The sequence below is a fragment of the Alphaproteobacteria bacterium genome, from assembly GCA_018662925.1.
Taxonomy (GTDB): domain Bacteria; phylum Pseudomonadota; class Alphaproteobacteria; order 16-39-46; family JABJFC01; genus JABJFC01.
The window spans coordinates 1-20,957 of record JABJFC010000063.1 but is presented as its reverse complement, the minus strand read 5'-3'; the positions used below and the strand labels follow the sequence as shown (position 1 = coordinate 20,957).

Below are 20,957 nucleotides of genomic sequence, written 5' to 3'. Positions count from 1 at the left end.
GGAAAATCAAAGTTATGCGCTTTCCGTGAGAATGGCTTTACCTGCACCTGAAAAAGTAGACGATTCCTCCGGAAATAGGATTGATCCAACGATTCCTGAAAGGAAAATAAGGGGGACTCCATAGACAGCCCAATACCAGGTATACAGGCCAGCTTCTCCATAATACAAATAGCTGGTGGTTCCCACGGCCAACCCGACAGCAATGGATGCGTAGACTCCCACTCGAGATGTTTTCTTCCAGTAAAACCCTCCGAGAAGAGCAAAGGCCAGAGCAACCACCGGAATGTTGGCCAAGATCATTTTGTTCAAAACACTATCAACGACTCCATTTCCTAGCGCATAGGAGAGGAACGCACATAATAGCATCAGAGACATACTGCGCTTTAAGCCTTCTTTCCCTGCCTCTAATCTTTTGCCCACCACTAGGGTCACCATGGCACTCCAAACCCCAGAAAGGGTTGTGGCCGCAATAGCAAAAAAGAGTCCATAATAAATGCCCTGCAAATTCTGGGGGACGGCAATGTTTAACAAGTACGGTAGGCTCAGCTCTGGATTATCACTCATGTATCCTTTCTGGGAAAAGAAATAGACACTAAGCACCCCAATGCCGTATAGAACAAAGACAAATAATGCCGACAGCAGGACTGCGCTCCTTGCAATGGAGGGAGATTTTGCCGACACAATTTTCTGGCCATACCAGGGCGCAATAATGTATGAAAACATCGTCAAAACGATCAAAGAGAAAACAAACTCCACCGGAAGTGCCATTTGCATCTGGGCAAAGCTCATCGGAGCAGCTGGAGCACTCTCTGGTATCTGTGCCACAAAAAGAAAAAGCAATGGCATTAAGCAACAGGCCAGGACGAAACTCACCAGATCTGTGCGAATAATCGACACCAATCCGCCCCGAAGCGTCATTAAAAGGACACTCCCCACCAGAACAGCACTTAAAGTCCAGGGAGACCAGTCGGGGAAGAGGGGAAGAAACATTAGCGTCAGAGACTTCACATAGGTTGCACTAAACATGGCCATGGCAGAAAACAAAATGACTGCTACCAATGCGCCAATGTCTTTGCCATAGCGTTGGGTAAAGAAATGAGCCACAGATACGCCATTAAAATTTTTCCATTTCTTGGCCACCGTCAGACCATAGAATAGAAGCCCAACGAAGAAGATAAACGGCAAAGCCAGCCCCCACCATCCCGCACCAATTCCAGCTCCAGAAAAAGCAATAAGCGTAGTCGTATTGAACTCTGTCATCACCAATGTTGCGATCAAGGCAAAGAGGCCCGTTTGTCGTCCTGCTAAAAGGTACTGATTTTCACTGGTGACTTTCTTAAGTTGGAGGGCCCCAATGGCGACGAGTATTCCTATAAAGGCAACTAACCCTATGAAGATTTCTAGAGTCATTTTCGTCTCCCTCTATTTTGTGGATATTTTTTTAGTTTCGCCTTCCTGAACCGTTTCTTCATCTAAAATTTCGGGATATCTGTATCAGGAACTTTGTCGCAAACAAGTCTTATTGGCTATAAATCTTGGCATGATGAATCAACGCATACCAAATATAGTAAAATTTTACAATGATCTGTTTGGTATGCTCCAAAAAAGTATGTTTCCATTTTTGCACGCCTTAATGTCTTATAAGGCTTGAAACGTAGGGGGTATTTCGTCCAAGATGGGCTGAGTTATTGTAAAATATTGGTTTAGCCCTATGTCCGTATCCCTGAATTCTGATCCTCAGTCCCCAGATATTAAAATCGTGGAGGGCATTATAGAACGTATTGTCTTTCACAACGAAGACAACGGGTTCTCGGTAATACGCGTTAAAGCCAAAGACCATAAGGGCCTGGTTACAGTTGTCGGCAATATCCTTCAAGCCTCTGAGGGGGAAAAGCTCCATGCGGAAGGGACCTGGATTCAAGATAAAAAATTCGGTCCCCAATTTAAAGCCACAGCCTTACGGGCCGTCCCTCCAGCAACCATCGAAGGCATTAAAAAATACCTTTCTTCTGGCTCGATAAGAGGCATCGGGCCTAAATATGCCAAACGACTTGTGGAAAAATTTGGAGAGAAAGTCTTAGAGATCATCGAGGACGAACCGGAACGGCTCCTCGAAGTAGAAGGAATAGGAGGCGTGCGCTATCACACCATCCGAAAAGATTGGGCTGGGCAAAAAACCATTCGTGACATTATGATTTTCCTATATCAAAATGGTATCAGCACCCTGAAAGCTTCCCAAATTTTTAAGGCATATGGGGCCAAATCTGTAGAGTTGCTAACTCAAAATCCCTATCGATTAGCAAATGATATCCGCGGCATCGGTTTCTTGACCGCCGACACCATTGCTCAAAAAATGGGCATTGAAAGAGACTCACCTCTTCGCGCCCAAGCAGGCCTTCTCTATGCACTTCAGCAAGCCAGGGAAAGTGGCCATTGTGGCTTTCCTCGTGAGTCTTTGCTTGATATGGCAGAAGATATTTTACAAGTCTCAAGAGATCTTGTTGAAACAGCCCTCCAAGCAGAACTTTTATCTGGCAAAGCTGTAGAAGCCACCATAGGGGACCAAAACTGCATTTTTCTAAAAGAACTCTATAATCTAGAAAAAAATTGCGCACAATTGCTTCAAAAACTAGCCGAGGGATCCGTTCCTTGGATAGATGTAGATCCTAAAACAGCGATCCCTCTGGTTGAAGAAAAGTTAAATATCGAGCTGGCAAATAGTCAAAAAGAAGCCCTGCATACAGCATTGCACTCGAAACTACTGATTCTGACGGGGGGACCCGGTGTTGGAAAAACAACGCTTGTAAATAGTCTTCTCAGCATTTTGGAGAAACAAAACCTAAAAGTTGCCCTTTGTGCCCCAACAGGAAGGGCCGCAAAAAAGCTTGCAGAAAGTACAAATAAGAAAGCAAAAACCATTCACAGACTTTTGGAAATGAATCCCCTCCAAAAGGTGTTTCAGCGCAATGAGACGGATCCCCTAGAATGCGACTTGTTGGTCGTCGATGAGTTTTCCATGGTGGATATTACTTTATTCCGTTCTCTCCTGCAGGCCATCCCCTCTTCAGCAGCTGTTCTATTCGTAGGAGACGTGGATCAGCTACCCTCCATTGGCCCAGGAAGTGTCTTGAAGGACATGATATCCTCGAAACAAATATCTGTTGTTCGCCTGACAGAAATATTCCGCCAAGGGGCTGGCAGCCAAATTATTCTGAATGCCCATATGATCAATCAGGGAATCACCCCTAATTTTCCAACGGCCCCTGTCGAATCCGACTGCTTTTTCGTCAAATGTGAGCACCCTGAAAATGCGCTTGAAAAAATCATGCACATCGTCAAAGAACGCATTCCGCAAAAATTTGGATTTGATCCCATGAAAGATATTCAGGTCCTTTCCCCCATGAACAGAGGCTTATTGGGCACCCAATCTTTAAATGTTGAACTTCAACAACTCCTGAATCCCATTTCCACGAAATCCATCAAGAAGAATGACATGACCTTTAGCATTGGAGATAAGGTCATGCAGATAGAAAATAACTACGATAAGGATGTGTACAATGGGGACATCGGCTATGTGGCCGATGTGAATAAAGAAGATGAACAGCTCATGGTATCCTATGAGGAGAAACTCATTTCCTATACATACAAGGAATTGGAACAGCTCACCTTGGCCTATGCCATCACCATCCACAAATCCCAAGGATCAGAATACCCCGCCATCGTCGTTCCTCTTATGACCCAACATTATCCCATGCTACAACGTAATTTGGTCTATACGGGCATGACCCGCGGAAAACAACTGGTCGTCCTCGTGGGACAAATGCGGGCCTTCGAAATGGCCATCAAGGAAAAACAAGTCCGCAACCGTTGGACCAAATTAAACGAGTGGTTGTCCGAGAGTGGTGAAGACAGCCCTCTTCTCTAAGCAGCTTCCCCTTCCTACTCTCCTATCCCCTTGGCCCAATCGAAGGCCATGAACTCGTCTTTGGGAAGAAAGTGCTTTATTTCCGCTTTGCTGAGTTTTGAGCTCATTTCTATGAGGGAATCCATCCAGGACTTCTTGCCAATGATGGCAATTCGTCCAAATTTCCCGCAGTATTTGTGACTAAATTTAAAGTCTTCAATGATCGCCTCCGTGGTGATTCCCGATACATCCCGAACGTCTATTACGAAATTTGCCTCTTTGTTTCCTTGAATATACTTTTCAATTTTGGGCATGACATCTTTGTAATCCAAAATGGAAAGGCTTCCGGATCCTTGGATTGCCAACAAGTTAGGCTCCTCGCTTATAATTTTAAACATAGATCAACTCCTCGAAAAAATGGACGCCGTCATTTTTCCTCTAACCACTCCATGGCTTGAGATTCTTCATCTTCATCGAAATACTGAATTTCGGCATTAGAAAGCGCATTACTAATAGCGGCCATCTCATCCATCCAGGACTTTTTGCCCATGATGGCAACTCTTTTAAAATCATCCTTGTGTCGATGACTCAGTTTGAAATCCTCAAGAATCCCGCCTGGCGTGATATCAGTTACCTTGGATACATCGATGAGACAGGAAAGCGTCCCATTCATTTTAATCAACTTATCTAACATGGGCGCAATAAGTTTATAGTCGTCCTCCGTAACTGTATCTGACGCACGAACCACCATGAACGGCCCTGATTCTTTTACAAATTCAAACATAGCTCTCCTCAACTACCTGATGTTAAAGCCTATTCTTAGCCTACCATCAAAAGGTTAACAAACCGTTAACGACGGAATATTTTGTGACCTTCCCATTGAAAACAAACTCAAATCAGAGTAAGCAATCTTTATGAACACCTTAGAAAATCTTTCCGGACCGATTCTGGAACCACTATCCAAAGGCACCCCCGAATGCGCTGTCATTTTTCTGCATGGATATGGAGCCAATGGGGCTGATCTTTTGTCCCTGGGAAAGGAATGGGCCCCAGCTTTCCCAAACATTTTATTTGCATCTCCAAATGCGCCCTTCCCATGCCAAGCAAATCCATCGGGCTACCAATGGTTCAATTTTACACCTGACGATATGAAGGGGATGATCCAAGAAATTCATCTCGCAACATCCATCCTCGACAAATACATAGAATCTCTTATGGGTAAATACGACCTTGATCCTGAAAAAATAGTCTTAGTAGGCTTTTCCCAAGGAACTGTTATGGCTTTTGCATCGGGACTTAAAAAATCCTTTGGGGGTATCCTAGGATACTCTGGCGCTGTCGTTAACGATGGCAAAATATTTAATCACTTGGCCAACCCGCTGCCTTTGGTCTCTTTGGTGCATGGCGAGCAAGATCAAGTTATCCCCGTATCAACCTTGCATTATTCCGTTGATCAACTTAAAAGCCATAATATCCCAGCTGAGTGGAAAATTATTAAGGGTTTGGAGCACGGCATAGATCGTCAAGGTCTCCAAATTGGCCAAGCATTCTTGGAGAAGATTTTTACCCCCCTTTAAGCAGTTCGCTTTTAAGTGTACACTCCCATCGTCAAATTCTTTAAAGAAGGAAAAACGATGACGTCACATATTCGTAATAAAATTGCACTGGTCGGCGCTGGAAATATTGGCGGAACTCTGGCGTATCTAGCTGGGCTCAAAGAACTGGGAGATGTGGTACTCCTTGATGTCGTCGATGGGATTCCCCAAGGGAAAGGGCTGGATATTGCCGAATCTATGCCCATTGAAGGCTGTGATGGTGCCTTTTATGGCAGCACAGATTTCCAAGAATTAGCCAATTCAGATGTCGTGATTGTGACAGCTGGCATCCCTAGAAAACCGGGCATGAGCCGCGATGATCTTATTTCCATCAACAGCGACGTCATCCAAAAAGTTGGGAAGGCCATTAAGACACATTGTCCCAAATCCTTTGTGATAGTCATTACAAATCCTCTCGATGCCATGGTATGGGAAATGCAGAAGGCGACTGGATTTCCCCATAAGCGAGTCGTGGGCATGGCAGGCGTTCTGGATAGTGCCCGTTTTCGATATTTTCTAGCCGAAGAGTTTAATGTCTCAGTAAAAGATGTTTCTGCTATGGTTTTAGGGGGACATGGAGACAGCATGGTCCCTCTTTTAAGATATTCATCCATAGGGGGCATCCCTCTGCCAGACTTAGTCAAAATGGGCTGGACAACTCAAAAGAAAATAGATGCCATCGTTGATCGTACTCGAAAGGGTGGTGGCGAAATCGTCGGCCTTCTTAAAACAGGATCCGCTTTTTACGCCCCAGCTTCTTCTGCCATTACTATGGCCGAAGCCCACCTAAAAGATACAAAACGCCTACTTCCTTGTGCCGCCTGGCTATCTGGCGAATACGGCATCAAAGATCTATACGTTGGTGTTCCAGTCATTATTGGAAAAGAGGGTGTCGAACGCATCGTAGAAGTTCCGTTAGACAGCAAGGAACAAGAAGAATTTGAAAGGTCTGTAGATTCCGTCAAAAGTCTGATAGATCAACTCAAAAATAGAGCCGCCTAAAAATAAGCCACTGGAAAATTATCCATGAATATCCATGAGTATCAAGCGAAGGAACTTTTATCAAAGTATGGAGTCCCTGTTCCAAAAGGGAAAATGGCCATAACAACCAGCGACGTAAAAACGGCCCTCCAGAATCTTGGAAAAGCCCCTTGGGTTATCAAGGCTCAGATTCATGCCGGCGGCAGAGGAAAAGCTGGCGGCGTAAAGCTCGTCAACACCATAGAAGAGGGGGTCATCTTCGCTGAGAATCTCTTGGGATCAACTCTCGTTACTCCTCAAACAGGCCCTCTGGGCAAAGTCGTTCAGCGGCTTTATGTAGAGGAAGCGTGCGATATTGATCAAGAAATATACTTCAGTATTCTCGTTGATCGCGATCAAAGCCGTATCGTTCTCGTGGCATCCTCTGCGGGAGGCATGGATATTGAGGAAGTCGCCGATAAGACGCCAGAAAAGATATTTAGAATAACGATTGATCCTTTAGTTGGTCTTCAACCTTTTCATCTTAGAGGCCTGACAGCCTCTCTCGAGCTCAAAGGAGATACCGCAAAAAATGCCATGAGACTGTTCCGAGGTGTTTATGAAACGTTTATAAAACTGGATGCAAATCTCATAGAAATTAATCCTGTATTCATCACAAAAGACGGTCAAGTTGTGGCTGGAGATGCCAAGATGAGTTTAGAAGAAAACTCTTTATATCGCCATAAAGAGCTCTTGGAACTTCGGGATGAACATGAGGAAGATCCTGAAGAGGTCAAAGCCAGTCATTTAGGGTTAAACTATGTGAAATTAGACGGCAATATTGGTTGTATGGTCAACGGTGCTGGCTTGGCTATGGCAACTATGGACATCATACAACTCTACGGAGGAAATCCTGCAAATTTCCTGGATGTGGGCGGCGGCGCAAGCCAAGAAATGGTCACCAATGCCTTTAAAATTATCCTGTCCGATAAAAGAGTCCAAGCCGTTTTGGTGAATATTTTTGGGGGCATTATGCACTGTGATGTTATTGCAGAAGGTATTATAGCAGCCGCAAAAGAGATAGAGTTGACTATTCCATTGGTGGTTCGTTTAGAGGGAACAAAAGTAAAAGAAGGAAAAGAGATCCTGTCAAAATCAGGTTTGGAAATTCTTTTGGCTGATAATTTGGGTCAGGCCGCAGAAATGGCCGTTAAAGAAACACAGAAAGCTGCATAAATGTCTATTTTAGTTGATAAAAATACACGAGTTCTTTGCCAAGGCATCACCGGATCCCATGGTACTTTTCATACAGAACAAGCCATCGCCTACGGAACAAAAATGGTTGGAGGTGTCACGCCTGGCAAGGGGGGACAAACTCATCTTGGCCTTCCGATTTTCAATACCGTTAAAGAAGCAGTTGACATAACCAAAGCAACCGCCTCTGTCATTTACGTGCCAGCACCGTTTGCTATGGATGCTATTTTAGAAGCAATTGATGCCGAAATTCCTCTTGTAACATGTATTACAGAAGGGATTCCCGTGTTGGATATGGTCAAGGTAAAACGGGCACTTGAAGGCTCTAAAACGAGACTTATTGGGCCAAATTGCCCAGGAATTATTACGCCAGAACAATGTAAAATTGGCATTATGCCTGGATACATCCACACACCGGGTAGTATTGGCGTAATCTCACGCTCCGGAACATTAACCTATGAAGCCGTGGATCAAATTTCTAAAATCGGCCTTGGACAATCCACATGTGTTGGCATTGGAGGAGATCCCGTCCATGGATTGTCTTTCATCGACTGCTTGGACTTGTTCTTTAAGGATCCAAAAACGGAAGGCGTTGTGCTTATTGGGGAAATCGGTGGTTCCGATGAGGAAGCTGCCGCTGAGTACTATAAATCCCTTAAGGTTAAAAAGCCCCTCGTTGCTTTTATCGCCGGCATCACGGCTCCTCCTGGAAGACGTATGGGACACGCAGGGGCTATTGTTTCCGGATCAAGTGGCGGAGCTCTTGATAAGATTGAAGCCCTTAAGTCAGCGGGAATGATCGTCGCTGAATCTCCTGCTCTTTTGGGCAAAACCATCTACGAAGTATGCAAAGGCTCCAATCGATCTTCCGCTTCAGGATAGTAAAAAAAACTAGCAATACGTCCCCTAAAAGCGCAAAATGAATAAAATATTAAGGGTGTGGAAAGCATGTCGTTCGATGAAAATGAATTCTTGTACTCACAAAATGCTGAATTCATTGAAAAACTTTATCATCAGTATTTGAATGGGAATGATTCAATCCCGTCTGAATGGCTGCCTTTTTTTAAGAAAATGGGACCTCCTCAAAAAGGGCAAACACCCACACTTACCCATCCCCAAAGACCATCTTCATCAAAATCCACAACTCTTCAAAAAGCCCCCTCAAAAACAGAAACGAGCGTGGTTTCCCAAGCTACTCTAGATTCTATTCGCGCAAGCATGATGATCAGAGCCTATCGCGTCCGAGGACACCTCTACGCTCAGCTTGATCCTCTGGGTTTAAGCAAGCCCGAACATCATTCAGAATTAGACCCACAGAACTATGGCTTCACAGAACAGGATTATGACCGAGAAATATATATAGATAATATGCTCGGCCGCAAAACAGCAACTCTAAGAGAAATTCTGGGTATTCTAGAACAAACCTACTGTGCTTCCGTAGGCATTGAATTCTTGCATATTCAAAGTCCCGCACAGAAAAGCTGGATTCAAGAACGAATTGAAAATACAGATTCCCGCAACTTTTTAAATTCGGAACAAAAAAAGAAGATTCTTCAAAGCATTATAGACTCTCAGTCATTGGAAAAGTTCCTGCACAAAAAGTTTGTCGGCACTAAAAGATTTGGCCTTGATGGTGCGGAAAGCCTTATTCCTCTCCTGGAAGTATACTTAGAAAGATCCGCAGAATTGGGGATAGAAAGTGCCGTTCTTGGGATGGCTCACAGAGGACGTCTGAATGTCCTGGCAAATATTTTAAACAAGCCTATTGTTGAGATTATCTCTGAATTCCACGGGAACGGCAATCATGCCCATTTTGTACAAGGATCTGGAGACGTTAAATATCACCTTGGAACTTCATCAGATCGAAAGTTTGGTGATCATAAAATGCATCTTTCCCTAACAGCAAATCCTTCCCACTTGGAAGCCGTTGATCCAGTGGTAATGGGGAAAGTACGTGGTAAGCAGTTTATGTCCAGGGACCTAGAACGCAGCAAAACAACCGGATTACTTATACATGGGGATGCGGCCTTCGCAGGACAAGGACTTGTCGCTGAGACCTTAGATCTTTCTGAACTCAATGGCTACCGAACAGGGGGAACTCTTCATCTTATTATAAACAACCAGATTGGATTCACCACTTGCCCATCGAAATCTCGATCCTCTCCATACAGTTCTGATATAGCTAAGGGTATTCAGGCCCCTATATTTCACGTAAATGGGGATGATCCAGAAGCTGTCGCCTACATTGCACAACTTGCAGCAGAGTTTCGCCATCATTTTAAGAAAGATGTCATCATAGATATGTTTTGCTACAGGCGCTTTGGGCATAACGAGGCCGACGAACCTTCCTTTACACAACCTCTCATGTACAAGGCCATCGCGAAACATCCCTCCGTGAGAGAAATTTACGAGGAGAAACTACGAGCAGATAGCACCATCTCCACAGCAGAAATTTCTCAATATGACGAAAAAAACTCCCAGAAATTCGACAAGGCTTTTAAAGAAGCGACAAAACTTGAATCAAAGGGCTTAGATTGGCTCAAGGGTGAATGGTCACATTTGGAAAGCGCCTCAAAGGAATTTACGAAAACACGAGGAGAAACAGCTGTCCCCCTGGAGTTGCTTAGAAAAGTGGGGCACGCGATTTCAAGAGAGCCAACAGATATTCACTTTCACCCTAAACTTAAACGTATATTGGAGCAGCGCAAAACATCTATTGATACGGGAACAGCTATTGATTGGTCAATGGCTGAAGCGTTAGCCTTTGGAACTTTGCTTTGTGAGAACACCCCTATCCGCTTAAGCGGACAAGATAGTGCTCGTGGGACCTTTTCCCAGCGTCACGCCGTTCTCATAGATCAACAAACAGAAGAAGAGTATGTCCCCTTAAATCACATTCAAAAATCTCAAGCTCATATTGAAATCGTTGATAGTCCTCTTGCCGAAGCTTCTGTCTTGGGTTTTGAGTATGGTTATAGTTCGTCAAATCCTCATTCGCTCACTCTTTGGGAAGCACAATTCGGTGATTTTTCAAATGGAGCACAGTTGATCATCGATCAGTTTATCTCATCTGGTGAAAGAAAGTGGTTTCGTATGTCAGGGCTTGTCATGCTTCTTCCCCACGGCTATGAGGGTCAGGGGCCCGAACATTCTTCTGCTCGACTAGAGCGCTTTCTCCAACTCTGCGCCGAAGATAATATTCAGGTGATCAATTGTTCAACACCAGCTAATTACTTTCATGTTCTTCGACGTCAGGTCCGCCGAAAGTTTCGGAAACCCTTGGTCCTTATGACGCCAAAATCTCTACTCCGCCATAAAAGTGCGAAATCCACAATTCAAGAAATGGCCAAAGATACTAGCTTTGAACGCATTTATCCTGACACACTGGCAAAAACAGCCAAAAAAGATGTAAGGAGAATCATCCTATGCTCAGGAAAAGTCTACTATGATTTGGAGGAAGGAATTCACGAGCGTGGTCTGCAAGATATTGCCATCATTCGTGTTGAACAGTTGTATCCGTTCCCCAATGAACTTTTGACAAAACATCTCAAAGAATCACCCCAAGCGCAGGTGGTTTGGTGTCAAGAAGAGCCGCAAAATATGGGAGCATGGACATATATTGACCGCCGTCTTGAGAAGGTTATGAATGCTGCAAACATGAAAGAAAAACGTCCTGTATATGTGGGACGCCCTGAAGCAGCTTCCCCAGCAACAGGACTCATGCAAAAACATCTTGAAGAACAAAGAACCATCGCAAACAATGCGTTAGTTTTCGATGAAGCGCTCTCTTCCTCAAAATCAAAGAGGACGAACAAACAAAGACTAAAGGAAAAATAGAATGGAAATTAAGGTCCCAGCTCTCGGCGAATCTATAACAGAGGCAACGGTTGCCCGATGGATGAAGGCAGAAGGAGATACTGTTGAAGAAGATGAGGCTGTATTAGAGTTGGAAACTGATAAAGTTTCTGTAGAAGTGATGGCTCCCCAATCTGGAACCCTTACCAACATCCTTGTACAAGAAGGAGAAACTGTTGAAATCGGAAGTATATTGGGAAATGTTGATAGGGGTAAAAAATCATCCTCTAAGCAAAAAAAGGCCTCCCAATCAAAAAAAAGCTCCTCCAAAACAAACGATAATAAGTCAAAGAAGAGTGCTTCTGTAGAGCCTCCCAAAGGGGCGGAAAAAGGTGCTTCGACCCCCCGAAAATTAGACAAAGATCGTGAAGAACGAGTTCCTATGACTACCTTGCGCAAGCGCATTGCCGAGCGTATGAAGGCGTCTCAAAATACCGCCGCTATGCTCACCAGCTTTAGCGAAGTAGACATGTCCGCTGTCATGAGACTTCGCAAAAAATACAAGGAAATATTCGAAGAAAAGTATGGCATTAAATTGGGCCTTATGTCCTTTTTTACAAAGGCTACCGTCCGCGCCTTAAAGGAGTTTCCAGTTATTAATGCGGAAGTGGAAAACGAAGATATTATCTATAAGAACTACTACAACATCGGCATTGCCGTCAGCTTAGATAAAGGGTTAGTCGTCCCCGTTGTCCGTGATGCGGATACCCTTAGTTTAGCAGATGTAGAAAAAGAAATAGCTGCCCTCGCAGGAAAAGCTCGTGAAAATAAGCTTACAATTGAAGATCTAAGCAAAGGTACCTTTACAATCACGAATGGAGGCGTATTTGGATCCCTTCTCTCTACGCCCATTTTAAATCCCCCTCAATCTGCTATTCTTGGCCTTCATAAAATAGAAGAAAGGCCCGTGGCTATTGACGGGCAAGTCCAAATACGCCCAATGATGTACCTAGCGCTTACTTATGACCATCGTATTATTGACGGGAAAGAAGCGGTTTCATTCCTGGTACACTTAAAAGATTCAATTGAGAATCCTGATCGATTATTCTTGGACATATAGACACTGAGGCTTCTCTCAGATTATTTCTTCTTTTTGAGAATGACGTAATAGGCGCCGCTTCCACCGTCTTGTTGATAGGATGTTCGTACGCCAACAATTTTTCCGCTGAACCTTGAATCTTCTAGCCATAGAGGCAAACTTTTCTGCAAAATCCCTGCCCCTTTCCCTGTTATAATCAACAAGACACGTTTTTGCTGCTGATAGGCACGTTCCACAAAATCAAGCAACATTCTAAAAGCTGCATCTTGCGTCATGCCATGAAGATCTAGTTGGGCGTCAAAGGAAAGTTTTCCACGTTTTAACTGTCGCAAAGTATGCGTGTTGATGGCAAAGGAGGAGGCCCTTTCATGCCTTTTTGAAGGAACAACTTCCGATTTTATTTCAGGAGAAACAGTCTGTTTTTTTTGACTTACTTTAGGCACTACCTTCCTTTTATCCAACATCTTACCAGAAAGAGGTTGGATTGATTCTTTAACAATCTCCCATAGGGTTTTTTCTTTATCCGTAAGGGATCTGTTCTTTTTACTATCTTTTTCCATGGATTTAAAAGGTCAATTTAGTATGGGTGAAAACTATGAATCCTTTGAATATAGCAAAACCTAACATAAAATAAAAGTGTATCCTGTTGTTATTCATATGTTTTTCTTAACAATTCCCTAACATACTTACAAAAAAGTAAAAATAAGGTTAAAATGAAAAGAAAAAGCATTGAGACGGAGGTCCAGAACGGATGAGAATTCTTCTAATAGAAGATGACAAACTGGCGGCAAAAAATTTGCAATTAATCCTCAAAGAAGAAGGATTTGTTGTTGACTGCGTTCGTCTCGGAGAAGAGGGGCTCCAGATAGGGCATATATATGACTACGATCTCATCATTCTCGATATTATGCTCCCTGATATTGACGGTTACGAAGTTCTCCAGCGCTTGCGGCTAAAAAGAATTAGAGCACCCGTTTTGATCCTATCCGGACTGTCTCAAATATCTAATAAAGTCAAAGGGTTGGGATTCGGGGCGGATGATTACCTGACGAAACCTTTCCATAAGGAAGAGCTATTAGCGCGTGTAAACGCCCTTATTCGGCGTGATAAAGGATATGAAAAGCCCATTATAAGCATGGGAAAACTTTCTCTCGATCTTCAAGCACAAACGGCATTTTATGATGGAAAGCCTATTGTCCTTACGACAAAAGAGTACGCCACCCTCGAGCTCTTAATTCTTCGCAAAGGAACTACATTGACGAAGGAAGTTTTCCTGAGCCATTTATACGGAGGCGTTGATGAGCCGCACCTTAAGATTATTGATGTCTTCATCTGTAAATTACGTAAAAAATTAGCGAAGATGAGCGGTGGGCATAACTATATCGTTACAGTTTGGGGACGGGGATATATCTTCAAGGAACATCCCATCCTAAAATCTAAAAACCTGCCTGCATAATCCCAGGTATGATCAAGTTCTTAGCCTTCCTAATTTTAGTACTGGTTGAATTCTCTCTACCAGACACAAGCCCTCCCACGGAGTGGGGAAACTATGTGATGAAACTAGACCCTTCAGAAATCCAAAGGATTGAGAAGGGAAGCACCAATGAAACCTACAAGCTGAATAGAGATGGAAAAACATATGCTCTAAGATACGGCACCCCTTTTCCCTCTAGACTACATATAGACAGAAAAAAGGAACTCATGTTCCATCAATATGGGAGCACAAAAGGCTTCTCCCCTAAACTCCACTTTGCATCACCAGACAAAGGCATTCTCGTCAGCGAGTATATAAAGGGCTTATCACTTGAGCGGCAGGATCTTAAGGACCCTAAACTCCTCAAGCTGGCCGTACACATTATCCAAGAGAAAAATACTTTGAAGCGAGTCAAGTACCACAGAATTGGGGACGATCTGCTGGGAGCCATAAATGCTCTGTTAAAGCAAATGAAGCAGCTCCACAGTGACGATATGGAAAAGATAAGAGCTGCATTTACGGCAGCAACATCCCTCCATGCCAGCATGCCCCTTAAGAAGTTCCAATTCCCTGCCCACAACGACTTTTTGGCACGCAATCTTATATATGATGGAAAAAAAATGTGGCTTATAGACTGGGAATACGCCGATTGGGGAGGGGAGTATAATGATTTGGCCGGCCTGTTTATTGCCGACGAACTCAACGCAGAACAAATTGTCAGTGTTATCAATCAGTATTTTGAGACATTCACTGAGAATGAACGACGGGAACTTATGTACACATGCGCCCTCTACGGCCTCTATTCTTCCATTTGGGCCTACGCTCAATCAAATACAGGTCCCCAACACAAGAAAAAGCACAACGTCCTTAAAGCAAGGCATCATTTAAATCAGTTTTGGGAATATATTGTACAGGTATGAGGGAGATAAAGGCGGGTGAAAGCTCTATTTAGTTAGCGTAAATGTAATAGAGTTTATCTTATCGCCTTGGTTAGGAGCTGTCTTAAGAGCTAATGATATCCCCAAGAGAGCCCCATAGAACAAAATACAATGTGCCAAAATTGTCTTTAGGGATACTTTATCCGACTCAATTTCATCCAAAGAATTTACCTGAAGAAATTGTCGCACATCATCCTGGATGAAATATATTGAGGCCTCCCCATGAACCGTAAAGCTCCCTGATTCCCTACTCACAATGATCTTTCCCCCTTCATGGGAAGATTCCTTTATGAACAAGATAAGACCAAAGATCATTTTCTGCATTAAAGAATCGTGAGCTTCCTTGATGCCATCTACTTGTAGGGTGTCTGTTTTCCACTCAATGGTCATGTCATCTAATTGTAGAAAATTTTCGACGGCCTTTCGGGCTTGATCCATTGGCAATGGATCAGATTCCCCAAAAATCATTCGATAAAACGTTAATTGATGGGAAATTTTATCAATACTTTGGGAAAGAAGGTTGATGGATTCTTCACACTTGGTCAGATCTTTCTGGCTATGGATAAAATCCACTCCCAAACGACTACTTCCAACAGGCGCTATCAGATCGTGAAGAATCTTGGAACACAATAATTGTGTTATTCGAAGTGCCGCAGTTGGTTCAATTTTTGGTGTCTCGGATAATTTTTGAACTGACTGGATCATTATTTTATTACCTTAAAGGGTCCCCATGACGGCTGCTGTTTGCAACATACGGTTAGAAAATCCCCATTCGTTATCATACCATGCAAGCACGCGACAAAAGTCCCCTTGAACGACTTGTGTTTGCGTCAAATCAAAAATCGAACTCGCGGCACAATGATTAAAGTCTATGGATACCAGAGGTAACTCGTTCGTCTCTAGAATCCCTCTAAATTGGGGCTTTTTCGAGGCTGTTATGATGGCATCGTTGATTTCAGAAGGAGACGTTTTCTTTGACGAGACAAAGGTAAAATCGACGACAGATACATTGGGGGTTGGAACACGAATGGCAGTCCCATCAAGTTTGCCAGCCAATTCAGGCAAAACAAGCCCCACTGCCTTGGCCGCCCCTGTAGATGTTGGGATCAAAGAAAGACCTGACGCCCGGGCCCGTCTTGGATCTATAGGGTGATACCCATCCACCAAATTTTGATCCCCTGTGTACGCATGAATTGTCGTCATAAAGCCTTTCTGAATGCCCACCGCTCGTTGTAATACGTCAGCTATCGGCGCCAGACAATTTGTTGTGCAAGAAGCATTAGAGACAATCACGTCCTCAGGCTGAAGCGTTTGTTGATTTACACCATAAACAATGGTTGCATCTGCATTAGCGGCAGGAGCAGAAATCAAAACTTTCTTAGCGCCCGCTTTTAGGTGAAGCTCGGCCTTCTCTCGTGAGGTGAACCGACCAGAGCATTCAAAGACTATATCGACATCCAAATCCTGCCACGGCAGAGCAGCAGGATCTGACTCTGAAAGAACCTTTATGGCATGACCATCGACGACAAAAGCATCCGCCGCTATATTTATTTTCTTGTCGTAGCGCCCATGAACTGAATCATACTGAAAAAGATGTACATTGGTCTCAAGGGACCCTAAATCATTAATTGCAACAATTTCAATATCCGTTTTAGAAGACTCAAGGAAGGCACGAAGGACGAGACGTCCTATACGACCAAACCCGTTTATTGCAACTCGTATTGCCATGCCGCCTCCTTACTTATTCAATGAAAGTTTATGTAGCACCCGTTTTACAATGGCTTCTGGGGTTATGCCAAAGTGCTCATATACGTCTGACGCCTTTCCAGAGGCCCCAAAGTCTGTGAGACCTATAATATTTTGGTCGCTTTCCACAAATTTCTCCCAGCCAAAAGTAGAAGCCGCTTCGATGGCAAATCGGCTTTCTCTAGGTCCTAGAATGCTAGCTTTATACGCGTCCGTTTGGCCCTCAAAAGCCTCCCAACACGGCATGGAGACAACCGTTGTTGGAAGTTTCTCTCGTTCCAGTATTTCTTTGGCTTTTACCGCAATCTCTACTTCAGATCCCGTTGCTAAAAGGGTGATTTTCCTTTTTCCTTTTGGCTCTCGTATAATATAGGCCCCACGGGCAGATAGGTTCTCAGACACACTCTCCCGCAACGTCGCAACTCCCTGCCGAGACAGGGCAAGGACAGAGGGCGTATGTCGGCTCTGAACAGCCAACATCCAACATTCCACAACTTCGATAGCATCCGCCGGCCTGTACACTCGAAGATTTGGCATGGCCCGCAAAGAAGCTATTTGTTCGATTGGTTGATGTGTTGGGCCATCTTCACCCAAACCAATGGAGTCATGGGTCATGACGTAGACAACACCCAAATTCATGAGGGCAGATAAACGCATTGCTGGACGGGCATAATCGGCAAAGACGAGAAAGGTTCCCCCATAGGGAATAAAGCCTCCGTGAAGGGCCAGGCCATTCATTATACTGGCCATCCCATGCTCTCGGACGCCATAATTAACGTAATTTCCTTTAAAATTGTTTTTTGTAACAACAGTCATTCCCGCGACTTTAGTATTGTTGGATCCGGTTAAATCTGCGGATCCACCAACAAGCTCAGGAATTTTCGGAACCAATACCTCCAGAGCTTTTTGGGAAGATTGTCTTGTCGCCAAAGTTGGTCTTTCTTTAGCGAACGTCTCTATTAAAGCTTTTGCCCCCACGTCCCATCCATCAGGCAATTGCCCTTCTAATTCCTGTTGCAATGCATGCGCTTTTTTCTGTGGAAGATCCCCCACTTTTTTATTCCATGAGTGATACTCAGCATTACCTCTTCGACCAATATGTCTCCATTGATCTAGAATTTCCTTGGGAACATCGAATGGTTCATGGGGCCATTTAAGACTCGCACGAGTCGCTTCAATTTCTTCTTCTCCCAGAGGAGCTCCATGACTTGAGGAAGTTCCTGCCTTCGTCGGGGCTCCGTACCCAATAGTCGTACGACAAGCAATTAGGCTTGGAAAAGGCGATACCTTTGCTTCGGTAATGGCAATCTTAATTTCTTCCATATCGTGTCCATCAACAGATTGAACATGCCAACCACTTGCTTTGAATCGCTCAATTTGATCATCGGAAGTTGATAAATCCGTTGCCCCATCAATGGTAATCTCATTATCATCAAACAGAACAATAAGCTTGTTAAGCTTTAAATGGCCCGCAAAAGAAATAGCCTCTTGAGAAATTCCTTCCATCAAACAGCCATCTCCAGCAATTACATAGGTGAAGTGATCGAAAAGGTCATCACCGTAGCGGGCGGCCATCATACGCTCCCCTAATGCCATCCCCACGGCATTTGCCAATCCTTGCCCCAAGGGGCCAGTAGTCGTTTCGATTCCACCAGCATGGCCATATTCTGGATGGCCTGCGGTTCGACTTCCCAGTTGGCGAAAGTTCTTTAATTCTTGAAGGGACAAGTCCTTGTAGCCGGTCAAATATAAAAGAGAGTACAACAGCATGGATCCATGCCCCGCAGACAAGACAAAACGATCTCGATCAGCCCATTTTGGATGCGCTGGATTGAATTTTAGAAAATCACTAAACAAAACGGTAGCGACATCTGCCATTCCCATTGGCATCCCCGGATGACCCGATTTTGCTTTTTGAACAGCATCCATGGCCAAAAACCGAATAGCATTGGCCATTTTTTGTTTAAGAGGGATTGCCAAATCTTCTTTAGAATCTCGCATAGCACTTAACGACATATTTATATAATCTCGTTTTCACATCTGTTTAAAAAAACTTTCACCCAATTGCATGTATACTTGACTTCAGGCCTGGGGAAAAGCCTTGATTTTTATTAATCAGATTGTTGAAAACTTTGACATCAAAAAATCTCCAAAAACAGATAAATATTTTTTAATATCAATTTGTTATAGTGAAAACTGACCATATAATGGAAGTAAATTATTGCGCGTTACCCACCTAATTTCATTATCAAATGCAGCGAGTTCGTTGCGAGAGTAGGGCATATCAACAAAGCTTAGATCTCCATTGGCATTTTCTTGCTCCCACGCTCCTGCATTTGGGTTCTTAATACGTACACCTGATTCTGTTATGGCACCATGTCCCTTTTCCCCATGGCTTACCACAACAAGAGCAATAAAATCCCTGGCATCCTCCACAGAAGCTGACTTCTGCACTGGAGAATGCGACTCAAGCACCGGCTCACCCTTATCGTTTCTCACAATCAAGTTCTGTACAGGCAGAACCTGGTAAAACCCAGTTAACATTGTCTGCTTTTTTACGGGAACTCCCATGCCATCAATAGTTTCAGTTTTTTCAAACCCTTCTTTCGTTAACTCTGGAGAAACTCCATATGTCATATATCTTCCAAAGCCATCTTTGGCCATGGCTTCAGGAATCCCAAGTGTCTGAAAAGGAATCAATCCAACCGCCTGTACTCCTTGGCAAGTTTGCAAGGCTGCCCCTCTGCGCCCCAAAGGATCAGAGGGGCAAGGCAATCTACCATTCAAAAGGACATAGGCTGCAAATACTGTCAGAATTTTCTCTTGAATTTCCTTTGTTTTCAGAAATTTATGATTTATCTGACTGTGGGTTAAGATTGGAATCGCTATCCCACTCACGAGTCCCAAGATCATGAGAACGATCGTCACTTCTAACAAGGAAAAACCTTCCTCCTTTTTCAACAAAGCCATTCCCTTACGTTTAAAGGATTTCATTTTCCACATAAACTTGATTCCTTCAAAATTGGAAATAAAGAACACAGGCAGGATCTTTTACACTTCCGTTATAGGCTCCATTTTTGACACAATTTCCGGCGGGAGTCCCTGCACCTTCACGGGCACGAATCCATCCTGTTTCAGGATTTCCATCATCGTCTGCCTGATCCAAGCTCATGGCTTGTGCAGGCGTCAATAGCCCCTTATTCCCGTGGGGACCATTTTCTGCTCCCAAAATAAACCAAAGCCCCTTCAAATCCGTTCCAACTGGATCCATTTCTATGGTCATTCCCCCACCCATTTTTGACTTTGGAGCCCCTTTTCCAAAGGTTGCATGGGCTCCTGATAAAGGCTTTCCTGTATCTGAAATAAATCCTGCTCCAGAAAGATGCGCCCAAAAGGAAACAGCTTCTCGCACGCTCCCACTGCGGGATTCAAGCCCTCCACCTCTTATAAATCCATCATTATCTCCATCCCATAGCTCTGGTTGAATATATTGGGAAGCCTTGTCATAGTCTCCTGGAAGAGCCCCGTAGCGATCGTAAAATCCATGTGCGGCCATACGATATTCATTGATTTGTGCAATCACCGTTCTTAGTCGAGCGTTTTCGACCAGTGTATATCCTTTTAATATTCCTCCCATAATGAGCCCCATAATCACGAGGGCAACGGCGATTTCAACCAAACCAAAACCATCCTCTGAGCTAAAAACCTTCCAAAATATCATCCTCAAATTACCGCCCTCCTGTACATCCGATCCTGAAGCTCCTCTTGCCTGAACACTGAAAATGAATGTCCCAACCCTCCGTCCAATTCACAAAATTTCATGGCCGAAAAGTTTTGGAGAGAGCTAAACATTTAAAATAGTAGCCTTTAAAAGGATAACCAGTTCTATCATCCGATTCTCTACACTTTTTCCCTTAAAAAGCGCTCCCAAAAGCGGCACTTCGGACAAACCAGGAATGCCTGCATGTTCCTCTTGTTCACGCTCTTGCATAAGCCCGCCCAAGACAATCATTTGCCCCGAGTTCAGTCGCAGAACAGAATCCATTTCCCTAATTGGGCGCCTCTATTAACCTCTAGACATGACGTAAACATCTGATATAAAGAGATAGTTGGTTATTTTTGGAGGGTTTATAAATGTCACAGCCAGGATTTTTTGATGTTGAGAATAGATTGGAAGCGCTATCTGAGTTTG

General features: G+C 43.9%; 19 protein-coding genes. 9 read left to right on the top strand and 10 right to left on the bottom strand.

Going from position 1 to position 20,957, the window contains the following annotated elements; all coding sequences use genetic code 11:
* Positions 1–12: 12 nt before the first annotated feature.
* Positions 13–1,410 (bottom strand): hypothetical protein, encoded by a 1,398-nt coding sequence (locus tag HOL16_05350; GenBank protein MBT5390118.1) that lies wholly within the window; start codon positions 1,408–1,410, stop codon positions 13–15.
* A 301-nt stretch (positions 1,411–1,711) separates the two neighbouring features.
* Here HOL16_05350 and HOL16_05345 point away from each other — a divergent pair, with 301 nt between their 5' ends.
* A complete protein-coding gene (locus HOL16_05345) occupies positions 1,712–3,925 on the top strand; it encodes an ATP-dependent RecD-like DNA helicase (protein ID MBT5390117.1) in 2,214 nt (737 codons plus the stop codon).
* Between the two features lie 14 nt (positions 3,926–3,939).
* Here HOL16_05345 and HOL16_05340 read toward each other — a convergent pair whose 3' ends face one another.
* Positions 3,940–4,302 (bottom strand): STAS/SEC14 domain-containing protein, encoded by a 363-nt coding sequence (locus HOL16_05340; GenBank protein ID MBT5390116.1) that lies wholly within the window; start codon positions 4,300–4,302, stop codon positions 3,940–3,942.
* Between the two features lie 29 nt (positions 4,303–4,331).
* Positions 4,332–4,688: an STAS/SEC14 domain-containing protein gene (locus HOL16_05335; GenBank protein ID MBT5390115.1), complete on the bottom strand. Its 357-nt coding sequence runs from the start codon at positions 4,686–4,688 to the stop codon at positions 4,332–4,334.
* Between the two features lie 130 nt (positions 4,689–4,818).
* Here HOL16_05335 and HOL16_05330 point away from each other — a divergent pair, with 130 nt between their 5' ends.
* From HOL16_05330 to sucB, 6 genes are all read left to right on the top strand, one after another.
* Positions 4,819–5,481 carry a phospholipase gene (locus HOL16_05330; GenBank protein ID MBT5390114.1) on the top strand — a complete coding sequence of 221 codons (663 nt, stop codon included), beginning with the start codon at positions 4,819–4,821 and terminating at the stop codon, positions 5,479–5,481.
* Positions 5,482–5,538: 57 nt separating this feature from the next.
* A complete protein-coding gene (gene mdh / locus HOL16_05325) occupies positions 5,539–6,501 on the top strand; it encodes a malate dehydrogenase (protein MBT5390113.1) in 963 nt (320 codons plus the stop codon).
* Between the two features lie 24 nt (positions 6,502–6,525).
* Positions 6,526–7,695 (top strand): ADP-forming succinate--CoA ligase subunit beta, encoded by a 1,170-nt coding sequence (gene sucC / locus HOL16_05320; GenBank protein ID MBT5390112.1) that lies wholly within the window; start codon positions 6,526–6,528, stop codon positions 7,693–7,695.
* Positions 7,696–8,595 carry a succinate--CoA ligase subunit alpha gene (sucD, locus tag HOL16_05315; GenBank protein MBT5390111.1) on the top strand — a complete coding sequence of 300 codons (900 nt, stop codon included), beginning with the start codon at positions 7,696–7,698 and terminating at the stop codon, positions 8,593–8,595.
* A gap of 66 nt (positions 8,596–8,661) precedes the next feature.
* Complete coding sequence (locus tag HOL16_05310) at positions 8,662–11,550, top strand: 2-oxoglutarate dehydrogenase E1 component (protein ID MBT5390110.1); 2,889 nt, start codon at positions 8,662–8,664, stop codon at positions 11,548–11,550.
* Between the two features lies 1 nt (position 11,551).
* On the top strand, positions 11,552–12,628 hold the full coding sequence (gene sucB / locus HOL16_05305) for a dihydrolipoyllysine-residue succinyltransferase (protein MBT5390109.1): 1,077 nt from the start codon (positions 11,552–11,554) through the stop codon (positions 12,626–12,628).
* Between the two features lie 20 nt (positions 12,629–12,648).
* Here the strand turns inward: sucB and HOL16_05300 are convergent, their stop codons facing one another.
* Positions 12,649–13,167, bottom strand: coding sequence for a hypothetical protein (locus HOL16_05300; GenBank protein MBT5390108.1), 519 nt, complete (start codon positions 13,165–13,167; stop codon positions 12,649–12,651).
* Between the two features lie 191 nt (positions 13,168–13,358).
* Here HOL16_05300 and HOL16_05295 point away from each other — a divergent pair, with 191 nt between their 5' ends.
* The gene (locus HOL16_05295) at positions 13,359–14,063 is read left to right on the top strand and encodes a response regulator transcription factor (protein MBT5390107.1); all 705 of its coding nucleotides are present in this window, start codon (positions 13,359–13,361) and stop codon (positions 14,061–14,063) included.
* Between the two features lie 98 nt (positions 14,064–14,161).
* Positions 14,162–15,001, top strand: a complete 840-nt coding sequence (locus HOL16_05290; GenBank protein ID MBT5390106.1) for a phosphotransferase family protein — start codon at positions 14,162–14,164, stop codon at positions 14,999–15,001.
* Between the two features lie 24 nt (positions 15,002–15,025).
* Here the strand turns inward: HOL16_05290 and HOL16_05285 are convergent, their stop codons facing one another.
* The 6 genes from HOL16_05285 to HOL16_05260 all read right to left on the bottom strand — a co-directional run bounded on the left by HOL16_05285 (position 15,026) and on the right by HOL16_05260 (position 20,810).
* Positions 15,026–15,724 (bottom strand): hypothetical protein, encoded by a 699-nt coding sequence (locus HOL16_05285; GenBank protein MBT5390105.1) that lies wholly within the window; start codon positions 15,722–15,724, stop codon positions 15,026–15,028.
* Between the two features lie 12 nt (positions 15,725–15,736).
* Complete coding sequence (gap, locus tag HOL16_05280) at positions 15,737–16,747, bottom strand: type I glyceraldehyde-3-phosphate dehydrogenase (protein ID MBT5390104.1); 1,011 nt, start codon at positions 16,745–16,747, stop codon at positions 15,737–15,739.
* Positions 16,748–16,756: 9 nt separating this feature from the next.
* Entirely contained in the window at positions 16,757–18,781 is a 2,025-nt protein-coding gene (gene tkt, locus HOL16_05275) for a transketolase (GenBank protein MBT5390103.1), read from the bottom strand.
* 168 nt (positions 18,782–18,949) lie between these two features.
* The gene (locus tag HOL16_05270) at positions 18,950–19,768 is read right to left on the bottom strand and encodes a type II secretion system protein (GenBank protein ID MBT5390102.1); all 819 of its coding nucleotides are present in this window, start codon (positions 19,766–19,768) and stop codon (positions 18,950–18,952) included.
* Between the two features lie 13 nt (positions 19,769–19,781).
* Entirely contained in the window at positions 19,782–20,492 is a 711-nt protein-coding gene (locus HOL16_05265; GenBank protein ID MBT5390101.1) for a prepilin-type N-terminal cleavage/methylation domain-containing protein, read from the bottom strand.
* Positions 20,493–20,609: 117 nt separating this feature from the next.
* Positions 20,610–20,810, bottom strand: a complete 201-nt coding sequence (locus HOL16_05260) for a hypothetical protein (GenBank protein MBT5390100.1) — start codon at positions 20,808–20,810, stop codon at positions 20,610–20,612.
* Positions 20,811–20,957: the final 147 nt, after the last annotated feature.